Annotated in this window: 14 protein-coding genes; 11 read left to right on the forward strand and 3 right to left on the reverse strand. The window is 72.3% G+C overall.

Going from position 1 to position 18,692, the window contains the following annotated elements:
* Nucleotides 1-114: 114 nt before the first annotated feature.
* A complete protein-coding gene (locus tag MQV74_RS29420; protein ID WP_242724370.1) occupies nucleotides 115-726 on the reverse strand; it encodes an NADAR family protein in 612 nt (203 codons plus the stop codon).
* 206 nt (nucleotides 727-932) lie between these two features.
* Between MQV74_RS29420 and MQV74_RS29425 the strand changes: the two genes are divergently transcribed.
* The 8 genes from MQV74_RS29425 to MQV74_RS29460 all read left to right on the forward strand — a co-directional run bounded on the left by MQV74_RS29425 (nucleotide 933) and on the right by MQV74_RS29460 (nucleotide 10,225).
* The gene (locus MQV74_RS29425; RefSeq protein ID WP_242724371.1) at nucleotides 933-2,459 is read left to right on the forward strand and encodes a gamma-aminobutyraldehyde dehydrogenase; all 1,527 of its coding nucleotides are present in this window, start codon (nucleotides 933-935) and stop codon (nucleotides 2,457-2,459) included.
* A gap of 87 nt (nucleotides 2,460-2,546) precedes the next feature.
* Nucleotides 2,547-3,791, forward strand: a complete 1,245-nt coding sequence (locus MQV74_RS29430) for an ABC transporter substrate-binding protein (RefSeq protein ID WP_242724372.1) — start codon at nucleotides 2,547-2,549, stop codon at nucleotides 3,789-3,791.
* A gap of 97 nt (nucleotides 3,792-3,888) precedes the next feature.
* Nucleotides 3,889-5,034 carry an ABC transporter ATP-binding protein gene (locus MQV74_RS29435; protein ID WP_242724373.1) on the forward strand — a complete coding sequence of 382 codons (1,146 nt, stop codon included), beginning with the start codon at nucleotides 3,889-3,891 and terminating at the stop codon, nucleotides 5,032-5,034.
* A complete protein-coding gene (locus MQV74_RS29440) occupies nucleotides 5,031-5,957 on the forward strand; it encodes an ABC transporter permease (RefSeq protein WP_242724374.1) in 927 nt (308 codons plus the stop codon). The genes MQV74_RS29435 and MQV74_RS29440 overlap by 4 nt, the downstream gene beginning before the upstream one ends.
* Entirely contained in the window at nucleotides 5,957-6,769 is an 813-nt protein-coding gene (locus tag MQV74_RS29445; RefSeq protein WP_242724376.1) for an ABC transporter permease, read from the forward strand. The genes MQV74_RS29440 and MQV74_RS29445 overlap by 1 nt, the downstream gene beginning before the upstream one ends.
* Nucleotides 6,770-6,845: 76 nt before the next feature.
* Nucleotides 6,846-8,264: an NAD(P)/FAD-dependent oxidoreductase gene (locus MQV74_RS29450; RefSeq protein WP_242724378.1), complete on the forward strand. Its 1,419-nt coding sequence runs from the start codon at nucleotides 6,846-6,848 to the stop codon at nucleotides 8,262-8,264.
* 191 nt (nucleotides 8,265-8,455) lie between these two features.
* Nucleotides 8,456-8,983 (forward strand): hypothetical protein, encoded by a 528-nt coding sequence (locus MQV74_RS29455; protein WP_242724386.1) that lies wholly within the window; start codon nucleotides 8,456-8,458, stop codon nucleotides 8,981-8,983.
* A gap of 96 nt (nucleotides 8,984-9,079) precedes the next feature.
* Entirely contained in the window at nucleotides 9,080-10,225 is a 1,146-nt protein-coding gene (locus MQV74_RS29460; protein WP_374120713.1) for a chitinase, read from the forward strand.
* Here MQV74_RS29460 and MQV74_RS29465 read toward each other — a convergent pair.
* Both MQV74_RS29465 and gabT read right to left on the reverse strand, forming a co-directional pair.
* On the reverse strand, nucleotides 10,179-10,778 hold the full coding sequence (locus tag MQV74_RS29465) for a phosphatase PAP2 family protein (RefSeq protein WP_308402327.1): 600 nt from the start codon (nucleotides 10,776-10,778) through the stop codon (nucleotides 10,179-10,181). The two genes, MQV74_RS29460 and MQV74_RS29465, sit on opposite strands and share 47 nt — an antisense overlap.
* Nucleotides 10,779-11,259: 481 nt before the next feature.
* A complete protein-coding gene (gene gabT / locus MQV74_RS29470) occupies nucleotides 11,260-12,594 on the reverse strand; it encodes a 4-aminobutyrate--2-oxoglutarate transaminase (protein ID WP_242724390.1) in 1,335 nt (444 codons plus the stop codon).
* Between the two features lie 296 nt (nucleotides 12,595-12,890).
* On the opposite strand from gabT, the gene MQV74_RS29475 reads away from it, so the two are divergent.
* The 3 genes from MQV74_RS29475 to MQV74_RS29485 all read left to right on the forward strand — a co-directional run bounded on the left by MQV74_RS29475 (nucleotide 12,891) and on the right by MQV74_RS29485 (nucleotide 18,507).
* Nucleotides 12,891-15,032, forward strand: coding sequence for an ATP-binding protein (locus tag MQV74_RS29475; protein WP_242724392.1), 2,142 nt, complete (start codon nucleotides 12,891-12,893; stop codon nucleotides 15,030-15,032).
* A gap of 240 nt (nucleotides 15,033-15,272) precedes the next feature.
* Complete coding sequence (locus MQV74_RS29480) at nucleotides 15,273-16,847, forward strand: PucR family transcriptional regulator (RefSeq protein WP_242724394.1); 1,575 nt, start codon at nucleotides 15,273-15,275, stop codon at nucleotides 16,845-16,847.
* 214 nt (nucleotides 16,848-17,061) lie between these two features.
* Nucleotides 17,062-18,507: an aldehyde dehydrogenase family protein gene (locus tag MQV74_RS29485; RefSeq protein WP_242724396.1), complete on the forward strand. Its 1,446-nt coding sequence runs from the start codon at nucleotides 17,062-17,064 to the stop codon at nucleotides 18,505-18,507.
* The last annotated feature ends 185 nt before the right edge of the window (nucleotides 18,508-18,692 follow it).

Raw genomic sequence — 18,692 nt, forward strand, 5'->3', positions numbered from 1 at the left:
CGGGTCATCGTAGACACGCGCTCGGCGGCGCGGGGGCGGGGCCGGGCCGTCGAGCCGGGGCGTGACGGGTGGGCGGGAAAGTCCCGTCGTGGTGGCGGCGGGCACCGCTCACGCTCAGCGCAGGCGCGCCCGCGCGGCCATCAGGGCGAAGCCCAGCAGGTTCGTGCCGCGCCATGCGGCCGGGTCCTCGGCCCGGGGGTCGTCGGCGGCCAGGCCGATGCCCCAGACGGGGTCGACGGGGCTGGCCTCGACCAGGACGCGGTCGCCGGTGCCGACCAGATACGCCCGGAGCGCGGCGTCGGAGGCGAACTTCCGCTCGCTGCCCTCGGTCACGACGGCGAACCGCTCCCGCTCCCACACGGCCCGGTCGAAGCCGCGCACGAGCCGGCCCGCCCGCTTCGCCTCGGCGGGCGTACGGGCGGCGAGCGCCGCGCGCTCGGCCTCCCCGTCGCCGAAAAGACGGGCCTTGGCGGCCATCATCCAGTGCTCCGCCGTCGCGTACGCGACCCCGTCGGCGGTGAAGGGCGAGGGCCACCACTGGCTGAAGCAGCTCGCGCCGAGGGCGCCGTCGCGCCGCGGGGTGTGCCCCCAGAAGTACACGTACTTCACCCGGCGTCCCGCCCGCACCGCGGCGGTCAGATCGGCCACCGACCTGATGTCGTCCGTGCCGGTACGCGTGGCCGAAGGCCTGCCGGACCGCGTGTCCGCCCCCGTGTTCTCGCTCATGCACGCCACCCTGGCACGCGCCACGGACATTACGTCCGGGCTTTTCCGGGGGGACTCGACACCTGGTCGACAGATTCCGTCGCTTAACCAAAAGGCAACTACGGAATCACTTGTTGGACTATCGACCCTCTGTCAGGATCGGCACTCAAATCGATCTGGAACGACGCCACCCCCCTCATTGAGGCCGGGCGGCGGAGGAGAGCGGCATGCACACATTCCAGGCGCGCGATGAGTTCTTTCCGGCACGGGAGCACTTCGCGGACGGCGCGCAGTACATCGCGGGGCGGCTCACCCACGGCACCTCGGGACGGCACCACGCGATCGTGGACCCGGCCACGGGCGAGGAGGTGCTCGGCTACGAGCTGGCGGGCGCCGAGGACGTGGACGCGGCCGTGGCCGCCGCGCGCGCCGCGTTCCCCGGCTGGGCGGGCACGAGCCCCGGCGAGCGCTCCGACGCGATGCACCGCTTCGCCGCCGAGCTGTCCGCCCGCGCCGAGGACCTCGCCCGGGCGGAGACCCTCCAGTGCGGCAAGCCGATCAAGCTGAGCCGCGAGTTCGACGTCCCGGGCACCGTCGACAACACCGCCTTCTTCGCGGGCGCGGCCCGCCACCTCCAGGGCCAGTCCGCGGGGGAGTACGACGGCGGCGACCACACCTCCTACGTGCGCCGCGAGGCCATCGGCGTGGTGGGGTCCATCGCGCCCTGGAACTACCCCCTCCAGATGGCCGCCTGGAAGGTGCTCCCCGCCATCGCCGCCGGGAACACCATCGTCCTCAAGCCCTCCGAGCTGACGCCGCTGACCTCGCTGATGTTCGCGCGGGCGGCGACCGCCGCCGGGATCCCGGACGGGGTGGTCAACGTCGTCACCGGGGCGGGCCGCGACGCCGGTGAGCAGCTCGTGGGCCACCCGGACGTGGCCATGACCTCCTTCACCGGCTCCACGGCCGTCGGCAAGCGGGTCGCGGAGGTCGCCACCACCACCGTCAAGCGCCTCCACCTGGAGCTCGGCGGCAAGGCGCCCTTCGTCGTGTTCGACGACGCCGACCTGGAGTCCGCCGTGCACGGCGCCGTCGCGGGCGCCCTGATCAACAGCGGCCAGGACTGCACGGCCGCCACCCGCGCCTACGTCCAGCGGCCGCTGTACGAGGCCTTCGTCGCCGGGGTCGCCGACCTGATGGCGACCGTGCGGCTCGGTGACCCCTGCGACCCCTCCACCGACCTGGGCCCGCTGATCTCGCACGCCCACCGCGACCGCGTCGCCGGTTTCGTGGAGCGGGCCCGCGGCTACGCGCGCGTGGTCACCGGCGGCGAGGCCCCCGAGCACCCCGGCGCCTACTACAAGCCCACGCTGATCACCGGCGCCGCGCAGGACAGCGAGGCCGTCCAGGCGGAGATCTTCGGGCCCGTCCTCGTCGTGCTGCCCTTCGACAGCGACGACGAGGGCATCCGCCTCGCCAACGACACGCCCTACGGGCTCGCCGCGTCCGCCTGGACCCACGACGTGTTCCGCGCTGGCCGCGCCACGCGCGAGATCAAGGCCGGGTGCGTCTGGGTGAACGACCACATCCCGATCCTCAGCGAGATGCCGCACGGCGGCTACAAGGCCTCCGGCTACGGCAAGGACATGTCCGCCTACTCCTTCGAGGAGTACACGCAGATCAAGCACGTCATGTTCGACAACACCGCGGTCGCCAGGAAGGACTGGCACCGCACGATCTTCGGGGACCGATAGCCAGCACGGGCCGGGGCGCCGCGAGACCGGGCGGCGCCCGCCCTCAACCCTCCCGCAAGGGACCCTCCCGAAAGGGCAGACCAGCGCATGGAGCAGTACGAGCCGGACAGCCTCTCCCCGGCCCAGCGGGCCGCCCTGCGGCGCGGCCTGACCAGCGGCCGGGCCGCGCTCACCCGCCGCTCCCTCCTTCGCGCCTCGGGCGGCGCCGCCCTCGCCGCGGGCGGGCTCGGCGCCCTGAGCGCCTGCGGCATCCCGGCCGCGGGCAAGGGCACGGGCGGCATCGCCGCCGAGGACCGCTCGGCGAAGGAGAAGCGCGTGAACTTCTCCAACTGGACCGAGTACATGGACGTGGACGACGACAAGCGGCGGCCCACCCTCGACGCGTTCACCAAGCGCACCGGCATCACGGTCAAGTACACCGAGGACATCAACGACAACAACGAGTTCTTCGGCAAGGTCAAGCCGCAGCTCGCCGCCGGCCAGGACACGGGCCGCGACCTCATCTGCGTCACCGACTGGCTCGCGGCCCGCCTGATCCGCTTCGGCTGGGTGCAGAAGCTCGACGCGGCCCAGCTGCCGCACGCCTACGCCAATCTGTCCGCCCAGTTCCGCTCGCCCGACTGGGACCCCGGACGCGCGTACTCCTACCCCTGGACCGGCATCTCCGCCGTCATCGCGTACAACAAGAAGGCGACCGACGGGAAGGAGATCACCTCCGTCTCGCAGCTCCTGGACGAGCCGAAGCTCAAGGGCCGCGTCGGGTTCCTCTCCGAGATGCGCGACACCGTTGGCATGACCCTGCTCGACATGGGCAAGGATCCGGCCGCCTTCAAGGACGACGACTACGACGCGGCGATCGCCCGCCTCCAGAAGGCCGTCGACAAACGGCAGATCCGCCGCTTCACCGGCAACGACTACACCGCCGACCTCGACAAGGGCGACATCGCCGCGTGCGTGGCCTGGGCCGGTGACGTCGTCCAGCTCAAACTGGCCAACCCCGACATCGAGTTCGCCATCCCCGACAGCGGCTACATCGTCTCCACGGACAACCTCCTCGTCCCCAACAAGGCGCGCTACAAGCGCAACGCCGAGCGGCTCATCGACTACTACTACGAGCCGGAGCCCGCGGCCCGGCTCGCCGCGTTCATCAACTACGTGTGCCCGGTCGACGGCGTCCGCGACGAGCTCGCCAAGATCGACCCGAAGGCGGCCCGGAACCCGCTGATCCTGCCCGACAAGGAGATGGCGGCGAAGTCCCATGCCTTCCGGGCGCTCACGCCGAAGGAAGAGACGGCGTACGAGGAGAAGTTCGCCCGGCTCACGGGCTCCTGAGTCCGCCCCTCGGGCCCGCCCCGGACTCGCCCACGGCCCCCTGGGCCCCGCAACGGCCCCGCCGTCCCGACCCGCTCACCACCCCTGGGAAGAACTCATGACCGAAGCCAGCGGCGACGTCCGCCTGACCGGGATCAGCAAGACCTACGGCTCCTTCACCGCCGTCCACCCGCTCGACCTCACCGTGCCCCAGGGCTCGTTCTACGCCCTGCTCGGCGCGTCCGGCTGCGGCAAGACCACCACGCTCCGCATGATCGCGGGCCTGGAGGAGCCGAGCAGCGGCACGGTGTGCCTGGGCGAGCAGGACGTCACCGCGCTGCCGCCCTACAAGCGGCCCGTGAACACGGTCTTCCAGTCGTACGCGCTCTTCCCGCACCTCGACATCTTCGAGAACGTCGCCTTCGGCCTGCGCCGGCGCGGCATCAAGTCGGTGAAGAAGCAGGTCGGCGACATGCTCGACCTCGTCCAGCTCGGCGAGCAGGCCCGCAAGAAGCCGCACCAGCTCTCCGGTGGCCAGCAGCAGCGCGTCGCGGTGGCCCGCGCGCTCATCAACCACCCCAAGGTGCTGCTCCTCGACGAGCCGCTCGGCGCCCTCGACCTGAAGCTGCGCCGCCAGATGCAGCTGGAGCTCAAGCGCATCCAGACCGAGGTCGGCATCACCTTCGTGCACGTCACGCACGACCAGGAGGAGGCCATGACGATGGCCGACACCGTCGCCGTGATGAACGGCGGCCGCGTCGAGCAGCAGGGCGCCCCCGCCGAGCTGTACGAGAACCCGCGCACCACCTTCGTCGCCAACTTCCTCGGCACCTCCAACTTCATCGCGGCCGAGGTCGACTCGGTCAGCGGCGACGACGTGGTCCTCAGGGCGGGCGACGGCAAACTGCTGCTGCCCAGGGCGCGCTGCGGCGCCGCGACGAACACCGGCGGCAAGGTCCTCGTCGGGGTCCGCCCCGAGAAGATCTCCCTCAGCCACGCCGATGACGCGGGCACCGTCCCCGACGGCCGCAACCGCATCACCGGCCGCGTCGTCGCCTCCAGTTTCATCGGAGTCTCGACGCAGTACGTCATCGAAAGCCCGGTCTGTGCCGCCTTCGAGGTGTACGCGCAGAACATCGAGCGCGACACCCGGCTGACCCCGGGCACCGACGTCGTCCTGCACTGGAACCCGGCCCACACCTTCGGCCTGGACGCGGAGCAGGACGTCGACGCGGGCGTCGAGAAGGTCGAGGAGGACGCGTGACGGCCCCCGTCAAGGCGCCCGTCGAGGACGCCCCGGCCCCCGCCCCCGCGCGGCCCCGCAGACGCGGCCGCCTCGTGCCCTACTGGCTGCTGCTCCCCGGCATCCTGTGGCTGATCGTCTTCTTCGCCCTGCCGCTGGTCTACCAGGCCTCGACGTCCGTGCAGACCGGCTCCCTCGAAGAGGGCTACAAGGTCACCTGGCACTTCGCCACCTACTGGGACGCGCTCGGCGACTACTGGCCGCAGTTCCTGCGCTCGGTCCTGTACGCGGGCGCCGCCACGGTCCTGTGCCTGCTGCTCGGCTATCCGCTGGCGTACCTCATCGCGTTCCGCGCGGGCCGCTGGCGCAATCTGATCCTGGTGCTCGTCATCGCGCCGTTCTTCACGAGCTTCCTCATCCGCACGCTCGCCTGGAAGACGATCCTCGCCGACGGCGGGCCCCTCGTCGGCGCCCTGAACACGCTGCACGTCCTGGACGTCACCAGCTGGCTCGGTGTCACCGACGGCGACCGCGTCCTCGCCACCCCGCTCGCGGTGGTCTGCGGACTCACGTACAACTTCCTGCCGTTCATGATCCTGCCGCTCTACACGTCCCTGGAGCGCATCGACCCCCGGCTCCACGAGGCCGCGGGCGACCTCTACGCGCGGCCGTCCACGACGTTCCGCAAGGTCACCTTTCCGCTGTCGATGCCGGGTGTCGTCTCCGGGACGCTGCTCACCTTCATTCCGTCCGCCGGTGACTACGTGAACGCCGATCTGCTCGGCTCCACCGATACGCGCATGGTCGGAAACGTCATCCAGACGCAGTTCCTGCGCATTCTGGATTACCCGACGGCGGCTGCCCTTTCCTTCATCCTGATGGCCGCCATTCTGATCATGGTGACGTTCTACATCCGCAAGTCGGGAACGGAGGATCTGGTCTGATGGGCCCGTTCGTCGCATTCGGCCGGCTGCTGCGCCGGAACCTCGTCGTCATCTGCGGTCTCCTCACGCTCGGCTATCTCCTGCTGCCCAACGTCGTCGTCACGGTCTTCTCCTTCAACAAGCCGAAAGGCCGCTTCAACTACTCCTGGCAGGAGTTCTCGACGGACGCCTGGCAGGACCCGTGCGGCGTCGCCGACATGTGCGGCTCGCTCTCCCTCAGCCTGCAGATCGCTTTCTGGGCGACCCTCGGCGCCACCGTGCTCGGCACGATGATCGCCTTCGCGCTCGTGCGCTACCGCTTCCGGGCGCGTGGCGCCGTGAGCTCGCTGATCTTCCTGCCGATGGCGATGCCCGAGGTCGTCATGGCTGCCTCGCTGCTCACGCTGTTCCTGAACATGGGCGCGCAGCTCGGCTTCTGGACCGTGCTGATAGCCCACATCATGTTCTGCCTGAGCTTCGTGGTGACCGCGGTGAAGGCGCGCGTGATGTCCATGGACCCGCGCCTGGAACAGGCCGCGCAGGACCTCTACGCCGGGCCCGTGCAGACCTTCCTGCGGGTCACGCTGCCGATCGCGGCGCCGGGCATCGCGGCGGGCGCGCTGCTCGCCTTCGCCCTGTCCTTCGACGATTTCATCATCACGAACTTCAACGCCGGATCGACTGTGACCTTCCCCATGTTCGTCTGGGGATCCGCGCAGCGGGGTACGCCCGTTCAGATCAATGTGATCGGCACGGCGATGTTCCTCATCGCCGTCGTTCTCGTACTGGCAGGAATGCTGATCGGAAAGCGCCGCACGAAGCGGGCGCGCTGACCTGAGGGAAAGCGGTGCCCGTGCGGTTCCCACCAGCTCTGTGCAGCTCTACGCGTTTCTCAAGGGAGTGGAAATCATGGCCCCTGCAGCCATGAACCGTTGGACGAAGTCCCTCGCCGAGGCCAAGCCGGCCCCGTACTGGCTGGACGGTCCGGACCGACCCGAACCCGAACCCGCGCTCGTCGGCGACGAGCGGGCCGACCTGCTCGTCGTCGGCGGCGGCTACAGCGGTCTGTGGACCGCCCTGATCGCCAAGGAGCGCGACCCCGGCCGTGACGTCGTCCTCGTCGAGGGCCGCGAGATCGGCTGGGCCGCCTCCGGGCGCAACGGCGGCTTCTGCGCCGCGTCCCTCACCCACGGCGTGCCCAACGGCCTGGCCCGCTGGCCGGACGAGATCGCCAGGCTCGAGGAGCTCGGCGCCCGCAACCTCGACGAGATCGAGGCGGCCGTCGAGCGGTACGGCATCGACTGCGACTTCGAGCGCACCGGCGAGATCGACGTCGCGACCCAGCCGCACCAGCTCGCCGAACTCCACGAGATGTACGAGGAGATGGCAGCGCGCGGCCTCACCGGCTCCGCCGAGATGCTGGACGCGGACGAGCTGCGCTCCCAGGTCGACTCACCGACCTTCCTCGGCGGCTTCTGGGACCGCGACGGCGTCGCCATGCTGCACCCGGCGAAGCTCGCCTGGGGCCTCAAGCGCGTCTGCCGCGAGCTCGGCGTGCGCGTCTACGAGCACACGCCCGCCCTCGACCTGGCCCCCGCCGGCGCGGGCATGGCGATCCGCACCCCGTACGGCAGGGTCTTCGCCCGCCATGTCGCACTCGGCACGAACGTCTTCCCGTCCCTGGTCAAGCGGGTGCGCGCGTACACGGTCCCGGTGTACGACTACGCGCTCATGACCGAGCCGCTCACACCGGACCAGCTGGCCGCCATCGGCTGGAAGAACCGCCAGGGCCTCGGCGACGCGGCCAACCAGTTCCACTACTTCCGGCTGTCCGCCGACAACCGCGTCCTGTGGGGCGGATACGACGCGATCTACCCCTTCGGCGGCAAGGTGCGCGCCGAGTACGACCACCGCCCCGAGACGTACGCGAAGCTCGCCGGGCACTTCTTCACCTGCTTCCCGCAGCTGGAGGGGGTGCGGTTCACCCACGCGTGGGGCGGGGCGATCGACACGTGCTCGCGCTTCTCGGCGTTCTTCGGCACGGCGCACGGCGGCCGGGTCGCGTACGCCGCCGGATACACGGGCCTCGGCGTCGGCGCCACGCGCTTCGGCGCCGACGTGATGCTGGACCTCCTCGCGGGCGAGCGCACCGAGCGGACCGAGTTGGAGATGGTCCGCTCCAAGCCGCTGCCGTTCCCGCCCGAGCCGTTCGCCTGGACGGGGGTGGCCCTGACCAAGTGGGCCCTGGCCCGCGCGGACGCCAACGGGGGCAGGCGCAACGCCTGGCTCAGGACGATGGACAAGCTCGGGCTCGGCTTCGACAGCTGACCCCGCGCACCGCCGCCCGGACGGCGCGCGGGTGGACATCCGCCCGCCGTTGTCCACCGGCGTACGCCCTCGCCGTGCTGTGACACGCTTCACTACCAGTCAGTAGCTGAATCCGCGTAACGCCCGGCCCCCGAAGCCCTCTCCCTCGTGTCAGGCATTCGTACGGCACACGAAGACAGGGAGGTCCGACCATGAACGGTTCGGGCGCTAAATCGGCGGTGGAGTGGCTGGTGTCGGTGGCACCGGATCCGGAGGCCTGCCGCTGGGAGTGGGAGCGCAACCCCCTCGGGGTCGCGCTGCTCCCGGCGGGCAGGCTCTGGGACGTACTGATCCTGCCGGGTGAGCTCGGCTATCCCACGCTGGACGTGCTGACGCGGGTCGTCGACCGCCCGGGACCGGTGCTCGCCGACTTCGGCGACGCCCGGATGGGTTTCTTCGTGCCCCCGGGCACGGTGGCCCGCTGGGTGGGCACGGGGGTGCGCGGCGCGGGCCGCGGCACCTGGATCGTCGTGCCCTTCCCGGGGCGTTCCACGGGTGCCGTGCGCTGGCTGATCCCGCCGGACGGCTCGGGCACGCTGGTCGATCCGGCGCTCCTGGAGCTCGCGATGCACGAGGCCGCGGCGCACATCGCGCGGGACGCGCGGGCCGAACGGGACGCCTGGGGCGCACCCGGCGACCCGGACGGGCCGCGCCCCCCGGACGGGCCGGACTCCGAGTGACCCCATCCGGTGAGTGACAGGGACTTGACAAGAGCATTGGTCTGGACCAACTTGAGTGTGTCCTGCTCTCCAACACCCCCACCCATGGAGGCAGTTGTGGCACTCGTTTCTCGCCCGCGGGTCCGTCGTGGCTGGTCGCGCAGTTCCCCGCGCCCCTTGGGGGCGCTCGTGCTCGCGGTCGCCGGGCTGCTCGCGGTCCAGAGTCCGCAGGCGGCAGCGGAGAGCAACGCCCTCCCCGCGCACACCCTCGTCGGCTACCTCCACACCAGCTTCGCCAACGGCTCCGGCTATACGCGCCTCGCCGACACCCCGGACAGCTGGGACATCATCGACCTGGCCTTCGGGGAGCCGACCTCCTCGACCTCCGGCGACATCCGCTTCGGCCTCTGTCCCAAGACCGAGTGCCCGAACGTCGAGACGAAGGACGAGTTCAAGGCCGCCGTCAAGGCCAAGCAGGCCCAGGGCAAGAAGGTCCTGATCTCCATCGGCGGGCAGAACGGCCAGGTCCAGCTCACCACCACCCGGGCCCGCGACACGTTCGTCGCCTCCGTGTCGGCGATCATCGACGAGTACGGACTCGACGGCCTGGACATCGACTTCGAGGGCCACTCCCTCTCCCTCAACGCGGGCGACAGCGACTTCAAGAACCCCAAGACCCCGGTGATCGTCAACCTGATCTCCGCCGTGAAGACCCTGAAGGCCAAGTACGGCCCCGGCTTCACCCTCACCATGGCGCCCGAGACCTTCTTCGTGCAGCTCGGCTACCAGTTCTACGGCCCCGGCCAGTGGGGCGGCGACCCGCGCGCGGGCTCCTATCTGCCGGTCATCCACGCCCTGCGCGACGACCTCACCCTGCTGCACGTCCAGGACTACAACTCCGGCCCGATCATGGGCCTCGACAACCAGTACCACCAGATGGGCGGCGCCGACTTCCACATCGCCATGACCGACATGCTCCTCACCGGCTTCCCGGTCAAGGGCAACACGGCCAACGTCTTCCCTCCCCTGCCTCCGGAGAAGATCGCCATCGGCATGCCCGCGTCCCCGCAGGCGGGCAACGGCCACGTCCCGCCCGGCGAGGTCAACAAGGCCCTCGACTGCCTCACCAAGAACACCAACTGCGGCTCCTACAAGCCCCACGGCAAGTGGCCCGCGCTGCGCGGCCTGATGACCTGGTCCATCAACTGGGACCGCTTCAACAACTGGCAGTTCTCGAAGAACTTCGACGCGTACTTCGGCTGAGCGACACGACCCCGAGCAGCCCCCCGCACAGCAGCCAGCTCGCCAGGACGTCCGCGGGCCAGTGGTAGCCGCGGACGACCAGGCCGAGTCCCACGGCCAGGTTCAGCAGGACGCAGACCGCGGTCAGGGTGCGGGGGGCGCGCAGGAAGGGCAGGAGCAGCAGGGCGGCGGCGCCGTAGGCGACGGTGGCGGTCGCCGTGTGCCCGGAGGGGTAGTAGCCGGTGCCGTCCATGCCCGGCGGGGCGCCGCGGTCGACCGCGGCCTTCAGAGGTACGACCAGAGCGGGCACCGCGGCCATGGCGAGCGCCGCGACCAGGGGCGCGAGCCACCAGCGCCGCACCCCGGCACGGAAACCGCGCCACGCCGCGTACCCGAGGGCGGCGGCGAGCACCGGCAGCGCGACCGCGACATTGCCCAGGTCGGCGAAGAGTTCGGCGACGGGACGGGGGAGCAGGGCGCCGGAGAGGGCGCGGCCGAGGCGTTCGTCGAGCCGGCGCACGGGGCCTTCGGTGGCGATCTGCCAGGTGAGGAGGGCGAAGAGAAGGCCGCTCACCGCGAGGAGGAGCAGGGAAAGGGTCGGCCGCCCCGGAACAGGGGGGGTAGTTCCGGGGCGGCCGAGAGGACCGGGCTGCCGCGCGCCCCGGGGGGTTTGGGGCGGGCGGCCATCCGATCGGTGAGGAGTTCCGGAGCGCATGGCTCCAGGTGTGTGCGCGAAGGCACGCCCAGGGCGGGGCTGGGGAGGCTCCGACCTGGTGTCGCCCACGGTCTCCCGTGAACGGGGTGTTTCTCTCATCTGCAGAAACCGTACGTCAGTAGCTCGGGGGCCGACAGCCGGAAGCACGTCCCGCCATGGGGCTCCCACACCTTCTTCACAGGCCCTGACCGTCACCCCAGGTCACGAGCGGTGTACCGGGCGAGATCCGCACATGTCAGGAGGTGCGCCCCGAACGGCACCGGGGCCGCCCCCACGGTGGGACGGCCCCGGCGCCAGAGGTCCAGACAGGCGCGGCGCGCGCGGGTGCGCGCCGGGGCGGTCAGACCGTCGCGAACGCGGCCTCGATGATGTCCAGACCCTCGTTCAGGAGGTCCTCGCCGATCACCAGCGGCGGCAGGAAGCGCAGGACGTTGCCGTAGGTGCCGCAGGTCAGGACGAGGAGGCCCTCGGCGTGGCAGGCCTTGGCGAGGGCGCCGGTCGCCTCCGGGTTCGGCTCCTTCGTCGCGCGGTCCTTGACCAGCTCGATCGCGATCATCGCGCCCCGGCCGCGGATGTCGCCGATGATGTCGAACTTCTCGGCCATGGCGGAGAGCCGGGCCTTCATGACGGACTCGATCTCCTTCGCCTTGGCGTTGAGGTCGAGCTCCTTCATCGTCTCGATGGCGCCGAGCGCGCCGGCGCAGGCCACCGGGTTGCCGCCGTAGGTGCCGCCGAGGCCGCCCGCGTGCGCGGCGTCCATGATCTCGGCGCGGCCGGTGACGGCGGCGAGCGGCAGGCCGCCCGCGATGCCCTTGGCCGTCGTGATCAGGTCCGGGACGATGCCCTCGTCCTCGCAGGCGAACCACTGGCCGGTGCGGCAGAAGCCGGACTGGATCTCGTCCGCGACGAAGACGATGCCGTTGTCGCCCGCGAACTTCACGATCTCCGGCAGGAAGCCCTTGGCGGGCTCGATGAAGCCGCCCTCGCCGAGCACCGGCTCGATGATGATCGCGGCGACGTTGTCGGCGCCGACCTGCTTGTTGATCATGTCGATGGCCTGCTTGGCGGCCTCGGGCCCGGCGTTCTCGGCACCGGTCGGCCAGCGGTAGCCGTACGCCACCGGCACGCGGTAGACCTCGGGCGCGAACGGGCCGAAGCCGTGCTTGTACGGCATGTTCTTCGCCGTCAGGGCCATCGTGAGGTTCGTGCGGCCGTGGTAGCCGTGGTCGAAGACGACGACGGCCTGGCGCTTGGTGTACGCGCGGGCGATCTTGACGGCGTTCTCGACGGCCTCGGCGCCGCTGTTGAACAGGGCCGACTTCTTGGCGTGGTCACCCGGGGTGAGCTCGGCGAGGGCCTCGGCCACCGCCACGTAGCCCTCGTACGGGGTGACCATGAAACAGGTGTGGGTGAAGTCCGCCAGCTGCGCGGAGGCGCGGCGCACGACGGCTTCGGCGGAGGCGCCGACGCTGGTCACCGCGATGCCGGAGCCGAAGTCGATCAGGCGGTTGCCGTCGACGTCCTCGATGATGCCGCCGCCCGCGCGGGCCGTGAACACGGGCAGCACCGAGCCCACGCCACCGGCCACCACGGCCGTGCGGCGGGCCTGCAGCTCCTGGGACTTCGGCCCGGGAATGGCGGTGACGACGCGGCGCTCCTGGGGAATAGCGGTCATGAGAGCTCCTGGGGGTGGTGGGTCGTGCGGACGTCCTCGGGGCACAGCGGCTTTCCGGACGCATTCTTGGTCTTTCTCCGCAGGTTAGGGGCGGGCGGTGGCGGCGGGCATGCTCCACGGGGGAGGGGTTCGGCGTGGCGGTTGTCCGTGGTGGACATAGCCATGCGGCGGGCGTCGCGGGGCCCGGCCCGTGGTGTGATCGGCGTGCGCGCGGCCCAACGGCGGCACACGGGCACTAGATTGAGCCGCGCACCAGCACACAGGGCCATGACAGGGCAGGTCAGGGGGCAAGGGCCATGACTTCCGACGGCACGTACGACGCTCGCGGCACGCACGCCACTCCGGTGCCGCGCGTGGCGCCGCCGCGCGGCGGCGCCACGGGGGAGGCGGCTCCCGCCGCGCCGCCCCGGCCCGCGCGGGCGCCGGGCGCGCCGCCGCAGCCCCGGGGCGAGGAGTTCCTCGCCTGGCTGCGCACGCCCCGGCCGAAGGCGGCGCCCGGCATCTGGCGGTTCGGGCACACGTCCCGGCCCGAGCAGGAGCCCGAGGTCATCCCGACCCGGCAGCTCCTGACGGGCGCGGGGATCGCGTTCCTCGTGGGCTGGCTGATCTGGTCGCTGCTCAACAACAACTACCTGGGCAGCTGGTGGATCGTTCCGCTTGAGCTCTTCACACCGGATTCCTGGCGGTACAGCGACAGCAAGTTCGTCAATCTCCTCGTCTGGGACGGCTACACCCTCCTCGTCGTGCTCGCCATCATGATCGGCGTCGGCAAGGTGGGCCGCTGGGACGAGATCTGGCGCCGTTTCGTCGCCCCGCGCCTGCGCACCAAGGCGCCGGTGGAGGCCGAGCCCGCGCCCGAGGAGGACCCCGCCCAGTGGCCGAAGCTGCGGGCCGGAGGCGCGGGGGCCGCCGCCGACCGGCTCGCCGCCGACGCCCGCGCGGGGCTGATGCGGGACATCGACGCCGCCCGCATCGCCCGCGCCTGGCGCTCCGTGCGCTCGGGGAACAACTCCCTCGCCGCGTTCACCGACGCCGTCGTGCGCGACGGCGCCGCCGCCTGCCCGCACCCCTCCGGGGACCGGGACCTGCCCGCGCGGGCCGCCCGGCACGACCTCGCCACCGCGCAGGTGCGGCTCGGCACCACGGTGGACGACCCGCGCAACCCGTACGCCTACCGGGGCGCGGGCCTCGCCGTCGGCCCCGGGCTGATCGGCACCTCGCTGCTCGCCGTCGGCCCCGCGGGCTCCGGCAAGACCGGCAGCGTGGTCTGGCCGATCGCCGAGGGCCTGTGTCTCCAGGCGCTCGCCGGGCGCGCCGCCGTCGTGGTGGTCGGCGCGGCGGGCGCGGGGCTCGGCCCCGGCGACGACTACGACGTGGTCGTCCGCATCGGCCAGCCCGAGTCCGAGTACGACCTCGACCTGTACGGCGGCGCCACCGACCCGGACGAGGCCGCGGCCGTGCTCGCCGAGGCGCTCGTCGGCGACCTCGTCGACCCGCACCTGGGCGCCGACACCCGCCGCTCCACGACCGTCCTCGCCCAGCTCCTCGGCCCGTATCAGGCCGTCAACGGCCGCTTCCCCTCCGTGCCCGAGCTGCGCGCCCTGCTCGACGGCGTCCCCGAGCCGCTCGACGCCCTCCGCAAGGCGCTCCTGGAGCTCGGGCACGAGGTCATGCTGCGCGACCTCGACGCCCGCGCGCGGCAGTCGGGGCACCCGGGCGACATCGGCGCCACCCTCGCGGACCGGCTCGCCCTGCTCGACCGGCCCGCGTTCGCCGCCTTCTTCGACACCTCGGGCCGGAGCACCCCGTTCTCGCTGCGCGCCCTCGACCACCCGGTGCGGGTCCGCATCGACCTGCCCGAGCGCGGCCACGCCGACGCCTCGCGGATCCTCGCCCGGCTCGTCCTCGCCCAGTTCACGTCCAGCGCCGCCGCCCGCGAGGACCGCTCGCTCTTCGCCTGCCTCGTCCTCGACGACGCCACCGGCACGGTCACCCCCGAGGCGGTCCGCCGCGTCCAGCGGCTCAGGTCGGCCAACGCGGGGGTCGTCATGACCCTGCGGACCCTCGACGACGTGCCGCGCCCGCTGCGCACGCCGCTGCTCGGCGCCATCGGCTGCCGCATGGCCCTGTCCGGGCTCACCCCCTGGGACGGGCAGGACTTCGCGGAGGTCTGGGGCAAGGAGTGGACCGAGGCACGGGACGTCACCGACCGGCAGATCATCGCCGAGACCCCCGCGGGCAAGGTCCTGCACGTGCTGCGCCGCGTGATCACCGGACGCGCGCCGACCGCCCGCGCGGTCACCGTCCGCCAGGTCGAGCGCGAGCGCTGGTCCGCCTCCGAGCTGGCCCACGCGGTGCCGCCGGGGCACGCGGTCCTTTCGCTGACGGACGTACGGGGGGAGCACGCGCCGCCGCTCCTCGTGGACCTGCGGAGCTGACGGGCCGGAGCCCCCGGGTTTCGGCGGGGGATATACCCGGCAGGGCGCCCGTGGCGACCGTACGGTGAGGCAGAATCGACGGTAGCCGTCATACGCGGCGGCCAAGAGATCACGTGCCGCACGGTGCGCTCGCCGGGCGCCCACGTGACCGCCGTCCGCCGCCGCGACCGCCGCCCCACCACCCGCACGCGGTCCGCCGCCCCGGCGCCCGCCCCCGCCGTCGTACGACCTGAAGGTCCCATGCCCCCCACGCTCGCCTCGCTCGTCCAGCACTCCGCGCTCAAGCTCACCGTGCGCGCCGGCGAGGACCGCCTGGACACCCCCGTGCGCTGGGCCCACGTCAGCGAGCTCGCCGACCCCGTGCCGTACATGGAGGGCGGCGAACTGCTCCTCGTCACCGCCCTCCAGCTGGACGCGGAGAACCCCGAGGCGATGCGGCGGTACGTGAAGCGGCTCGCGGGCGCCGGCGTCGTCGGCCTCGGCTTCGCCGTCGGCGTGAACTACCCCGACATCCCCGAGGCCCTCGTCGACGCGGCCACCGCGGAGGACCTGCCGCTCATCGAGGTGCCCCGCCGCACCCCCTTCCTGGCCATCAGCAAGGCCGTGTCGGCCGCCATCGCCGCCGACCAGTACCGCGCCGTCACCGCGGGCTTCGCCGCCCAGCGCGAGCTGACCCGGCAGGCCCTCGGGGACGGCCCCGACGGGCTGCTCGGCGCGCTCGCCGGACAGGTCGACGGCTGGGCCGCGCTGTACGACGCCTCCGGGGCCGTCGTCGCCACCGCGCCCGAGTGGGCCGCCCGCCGCGCCGCCCGGCTCACCCCGGACGTCGAGCGCCTGCGCGAGCGCACCGCCCCCGCGAGCCTCGTCGTGGCCGGGGCCGAGGACCGGGTCGAACTGCACTCCCTCGGCACCGGGCGGCGGCCGCGCGCCGCGCTCGCCGTCGGCACGGCCTCGACCCTCGGCACCGCCGAGCGCTACGCCGTGCACTCCGCGATCGCCCTGCTCACCCTCACCACCGAGCGCTCCCGCTCCCTGCACGCCGCCGAGGCCCGCGTCGGCTCCGCCGTCCTGCGCATGCTGCTCGCCGGGGAGCCGGACCACGCGCTGGCCGTCGCCGGTGACCTGTACGGCGAGCTGCTCGACGCGCCCTTCCGGCTCGTGGTGGCCGAGTCCGCGACGCCCCCGGCCGCCGAGGAGGAGGGCGCCTGGTCCGCGGGGCTCGTCGACGCCGTCGAGTCGGCGGCCGCGCGCTTCGGCGAGGCGCTCCTCGTCGTGCCGTACGGCGAGCGGCTCGTGCTGCTCGTCGCCGACGGCGGGGCCGCGCAGCGCGCCGCCGTCGAGCACGTGGCGCGGGTCGAGGTCGGGCGCCCCGAGCCGGCCGACGGGCCCGGGCTCCTGATGGGGCTCTCCGCGCCCGCCGGGACCGTCGCGGCCGCCCCCGCCTACAAACAGGCCGAGCAGGCCCTCTCCGTGGCGCGGCGGCGCGGCAAGGCCCTCGTCGAGCACGAGGAGCTGGCCGCGGGGTCGGTCCTTCCGCTGCTCGCGGACGAGGCGGTACGGGCGTTCGCGGACGGGCTCCTGCGGGCGCTGCGCGAGCACGACGCGACGGGGCGCGGGGACCTGGTCGCCTCGCTGCGGGCGTGGCTGTCGCGGCACGGGCAGTGGGACGCGGCGGCCGCGGACCTCGGCGTGCACCGGCACACGCTGCGCTACCGCATGCGGCGGGTCGAGGAGATCCTCGGCCGCTCCCTGGACGACCCGGACGTCCGGATGGAACTGTGGCTGTCCCTGAAGGCGACGACACCGGCGGACTAGCCCTGCGCAGCGCCGACGAGCGGGGGTCCAAGGGGGCGCAGCCCCCTTGTTCGGGAAGGGGCGGGTCTGGGGCGCCCCGCGAGGGCAGCCCTGACAATCCGGTGCGCGGGCAGCCGTCACTACGCCGACTCGGACAAGCCCCCGTCGAAACCTCCACCCCTACGGTGGACCCCGTACTGCTGAAGACGAACCTCCGCGAAGGGCCGGGATTCGTATGACTTCCATTCACGCCTTCTGGGTCGCCGGTCGCCAGGCCACCGGTGAGACCACGCTCGACGTCACCTCGCCGTGGGACGGGCGACTCGTCGGCAAGGCGGCCGTCCCGACCGACGCCCAGGTGGAGGAGGCCGTCGCCGCGGCCTACGCGGTCCGCGACGAGTTCGCCGCCACCCCGGCCCACGTCCGCGCCGCCGCCCTCGCCCACGTGTCGGAGCGCCTCGTCGAGCGCACCGAGGAGATCGCGCAGCTGATCTCCGCCGAGAACGGCAAGCCGGTCAAGTGGGCCCGCGGCGAGGTCGGCCGCGCCATCTCGGTGTTCCGCTTCGCCGCCGAGGAGGCCCGCCGCTTCAACGGCGGCGAGGCCCAGCGCCTGGACACCGACCAGGGCGGCCAGGGCCGCCTCGCGCTCACCCGCCGCTTCCCGAAGGGCGTCGTCCTCGGCATCGCGCCGTTCAACTTCCCGCTGAACCTGTGCGCCCACAAGGTCGCCCCGGCGATCGCGGTCGGTACGCCGATCATCCTCAAGCCCGCCCCCGCGACCCCGCTCAGCGGTCTGATCCTCGGCGAGCTGCTCGCCGAGACGGACCTGCCCGCGGGCTCCTGGTCGGTGCTGCCGGTCGCCAACGACAAGATGCCCGCCCTCGTCCAGGACGAGCGCCTCCCGGTCATCTCCTTCACGGGCTCCGACAAGGTCGGCTACCAGATCATGGACTCGGTGCCGCGCAAGCACTGCACCCTGGAGCTCGGCGGCAACGGCGCGGCGGTCGTGCTCGGCGACTTCTCCGCCGAGGAGGACCTGGACTGGGCCGCGAGCCGCATCGCGACCTTCTCCAACTACCAGGGCGGCCAGTCCTGCATCTCCGTGCAGCGGGTCATCGCCGACGCCGCCGTCCACGACCGGCTCGTGGCCAAGGTCGTCGAGGCCGTCGAGGCCCAGGTGACCGGCGACCCGTCCGACCCGAAGACCGACGTCGGCCCGCTGGTCAGCGAGGACGCGGCCAAGCGGGTGGAGTCCTGGGTCGACGAGGCCGTCCGGGCGGGTGCCACGCTGCTCACCGGCGGCAAGCGCGACGGCGCCACGTACGCGCCGACCGTCCTCGCCGACGTGCCGGGCGACGTCACCCTCGCTCACGAGGAGGTCTTCGGACCGGTGCTCACGATCACGAAGGTGGACGGCGAGCAGGCCGCCTTCGACGCCGTGAACAACTCCAAGTACGGCCTCCAGGCGGGCGTGTTCACGCACGACCTCCAGACGGCCTTCCGCGCCCACCGCGCCCTGGAGGTCGGCGGCGTCGTCATCGGCGACGCCCCCTCCTACCGCGCGGACCAGATGCCGTACGGCGGCGTGAAGCAGTCCGGCGTCGGCCGCGAGGGCGTCCGCTACGCCATGGACGACTACACGTACGAGCGCGTCCTGGTCCTCACCGGTCTGGCGCTGTAGCGCACCGACCGACACGGATACGGCCGGAGCCCCCCCCGCACACGGCGGGGGGCTCCGGCCGTATCCGTGCATTCGCTGCGCGAGGGCTGGTGAGGACGGGCGGAATCGGGTACCAACGATCGAGTAGCACCGGTGAGTAACCATCGTCCGGTTCTACGCCGATTCATGATCGGTCCACGATCCCG

The sequence above is a fragment of the Streptomyces sp. AN091965 genome (assembly GCF_022698285.1).
Classification (GTDB): domain Bacteria; phylum Actinomycetota; class Actinomycetes; order Streptomycetales; family Streptomycetaceae; genus Streptomyces.